The organism is Mesorhizobium sp. M7A.F.Ca.CA.004.12.1.1 (assembly GCF_003997835.1).
GTDB lineage: Bacteria > Pseudomonadota > Alphaproteobacteria > Rhizobiales > Rhizobiaceae > Mesorhizobium.
In genome coordinates, this window is the sequence record NZ_RZRK01000803.1 from 1 (window position 1) to 2,735 (window position 2,735).

General features: G+C 63.2%; 5 protein-coding genes and 1 pseudogene. 4 read left to right on the forward strand and 2 right to left on the reverse strand.

Features of this window, described 5'->3' with window-relative positions; all coding sequences use genetic code 11:
* Window positions 1-176 (reverse strand): annotated as a pseudogene (locus EN984_RS39060) (deoxyguanosinetriphosphate triphosphohydrolase); the annotation flags it as partial.
* 90 nt (window positions 177-266) lie between these two features.
* On the opposite strand from EN984_RS39060, the gene erpA reads away from it, so the two are divergent.
* The 4 genes from erpA (at window position 267) to EN984_RS29870 (ending at window position 2,211) form a co-directional block, all read left to right on the forward strand.
* Window positions 267-614 carry an iron-sulfur cluster insertion protein ErpA gene (gene erpA, locus EN984_RS29855; protein ID WP_127270656.1) on the forward strand — a complete coding sequence of 116 codons (348 nt, stop codon included), beginning with the start codon at window positions 267-269 and terminating at the stop codon, window positions 612-614.
* Window position 615: 1 nt separating this feature from the next.
* Window positions 616-1,011, forward strand: coding sequence for a VOC family protein (locus tag EN984_RS29860; protein ID WP_127270658.1), 396 nt, complete (start codon window positions 616-618; stop codon window positions 1,009-1,011).
* A gap of 17 nt (window positions 1,012-1,028) precedes the next feature.
* Entirely contained in the window at window positions 1,029-1,823 is a 795-nt protein-coding gene (xth, locus tag EN984_RS29865) for an exodeoxyribonuclease III (protein WP_127270660.1), read from the forward strand.
* Between the two features lie 88 nt (window positions 1,824-1,911).
* Window positions 1,912-2,211 carry a hypothetical protein gene (locus tag EN984_RS29870; protein WP_127270688.1) on the forward strand — a complete coding sequence of 100 codons (300 nt, stop codon included), beginning with the start codon at window positions 1,912-1,914 and terminating at the stop codon, window positions 2,209-2,211.
* A gap of 48 nt (window positions 2,212-2,259) precedes the next feature.
* Here EN984_RS29870 and EN984_RS29875 read toward each other — a convergent pair.
* On the reverse strand, window positions 2,260-2,735 hold a 476-nt coding region (locus tag EN984_RS29875; protein WP_164765739.1), incomplete at its 5' end, for a tetratricopeptide repeat protein.

The following is a 2,735-nucleotide window of genomic DNA, read 5'->3' on the forward strand; positions in this document are numbered from 1 at the left end:
TGCTTGAGCCGCCGGAAGGCCGTCGAATGGATGATGCGGTCACGGTCACGCTGGAATGGCGTGCGGGTCGGGCTTTCCACCTCGTCGAACAGCCGCCCGCGCGACTTTGCCGGATCGCAGGCATAGGCGGCGCGCGGCCGATAGCCGAATCCGATGTCGCCCAACTCGTTGGTCATGGCTGATGCTGCCGCAGTTGACTTAGCCAGGTTGACTTGGCCCCTCGCGCTTCATACCTATCATGTGAAACCGAAAGCAAGGTGACGCCCATGGGCGCTGATGCCAAGACTGCCATGAAAGTCGATATGACCGAGGCCGCCGCCAGGCGGATCGCCAGGATTGTCTCGAACGAGGCCGGCAAGACGGCGCTGCGCGTGTCGGTCGAAGGCGGCGGCTGCTCGGGCTTCTCCTACAAGTTCGACCTGGTCGATACGCGCAACGACGACGACGTCGCCATCGAGAAGGACGGCGCCACCGTGCTGATCGACGACCTGTCGCTGGTCTATATGGGCGGCTCTGTGATCGATTTCGTCGACGATCTGATGGGCCAGTCGTTCCAGATCCGCAATCCGAACGCCGTCGCCTCCTGCGGCTGCGGCACGAGTTTCTCCATATAGAATGCCTGCCATTAGTGCGATCCGTCAGATCGCGCTGTCGGCTGGCCGTGATCTCGACACCACGCTGGCTTTCTGGCGCGACGTGCTCGGCATGGCGGTTCATGCGCGCTTCGATCCGCCGGGCATCGCCTTCATCATGGCCGGCGATATCAGGCTGCTGTTCACTGACGGCATACCGGCCGGAACCGTCTATCTCGACATATCCGGCCTCGACGACTTCCATGCCTCTGCGGTCGCGGCAGGCGTACCCTTCACCGCGCCGCCAACACTTGTCCATCGCGACACGGAGGGCCAGTTCGGTCCAGCGGGGGAAAGCGAATGGATGGCCTTCCTAAAGGACCCGGCTGGCAATACGATTGGCCTCGTCGAACGCCATCCGCCGCAAGAATCCAACTGAATAGCATCGAGACCGCCATGAAAATCGTCACCTGGAACATCAACGGTGTCCGCGCCCGCATTGGCAATCTCACCCATTGGCTGACCGAGAGCGCACCCGACATCGTCTGCCTGCAGGAGATCAAGACCGTCGACGAGCAATTCCCGCGCGCCGAGATCGAGGCGCTTGGCTACAATGTCGAAACCCATGGCCAGAAGGGTTTCAACGGCGTGGCCCTGTTGTCGAAGCTGCGCTTCGACGAAGTCATCCGGGGCCTGCCCGGCGACGATGCCGATGAACAGGCGCGTTTCATCGAAGGCGTTTTCTCGACCGACAAGGGCGCCTTGCGCGTCGCCTCGCTCTATCTGCCGAACGGCAATCCGATCGATGACGAGAAGAAGTTTCCTTACAAGCTGTCCTGGATGGCGCGGCTGGAGCGCTGGGCCGAAGAACGGCTGAGACTTGAGGAGGCCCTGGTGCTCGCCGGCGACTACAACGTGATTCCCGAGCGGATCGACGCGCGGTTTCCGGAGAACTGGCTGGGCGACGCCCTGTTCCAGCCGCAGACGCGACAAGCCTTCCGCCGGCTGCTCAACCTTGGTTTCACCGAGGCGGTGCGCGCGGTCACCGACGCGCACGACACCTACACGTTCTGGGACTATCAGGCCGGCGCCTGGCAGAAGAACAACGGCATCCGCATCGACCACCTGCTTTTGTCGCCGGAAGCCGCCAACCGGTTTTCTTCCGCGTCGATCGAAAAGCACGTGCGCGCCTGGGAAAAACCGTCCGATCACGTCCCGGTGGCGATCGATCTCGCGCTTCAGCCGGCCTGAGAGAACCTCGCCGGGCACGCAGGCGCTGGACCTCATATCGCCACATTTCGCGCCGTTCATTGCGGTCCAGCATGGCGGCTGGGGTTCCATGAGCACACGATTTCATCTTTGTCCGATCGGCCTGGCATTTGCCATGGCCGCTCCCGGTGCGGCATTTGCCGACCAGGAATGCTTGGCCAATGGAAAATCCTACCAGCTTGGCCAGGTCGCCTGCCTGACGGTTGCCGACCGGAGCCATCTGGCCCGCTGCGACATGGTGCTCAACAACACATCGTGGACGAAGATCGGGGATAGCTGCCCGGAAAACACCTTGGCGCCACACCCCCATGTCACGCCGATCTCGACGCCGGCGCCCAGCATGGTGCCGACGGAGCCGATCGAGAACTGATCGCGATCGAAATCGAGTGCTGCTGGTGAAGCTGACGCAGCCGCGAGACTACTGGTCCGCGTTGTTGCCCTTGGTGAGGATATCATCGGCCAGCGAGATGGCGGTGCGGCGGTCGGCCTCGCCGGCGGTGGCAAATGCCTCTTCCTGCATGCCGCGGATCCAGGGCTGGTCAGCCGGCGAAGCGCGTTCGAGCGCTGCCGTCATCATCGCCAGGCCGCGAACGATCTTGCCGCTCTGGAACAACAAATGGCCCAGTGTCGCCTGGGCGCCGGCATGGCCTTTCTCGGCGGCGAGTTGGAACCAGCGCCCGGCCTGCTTGACACTGGCCTTCACGCCGCCCTCGCCCTTCAAGAACATCTGCCCCATCTCGAACTGCGCGTTCGGATTGCGGTAGTTGGCGGCGGCGCGCATGTAATATTCCTGGGCCGCCACCTCGTTCTCGGCGACCGGGCTGCCGGGAATGCCCGTGCGCAAATAGTCGCCAAGCGCCACCAGCGCGTCGGAGACATAGCTTTCCTCAGGCG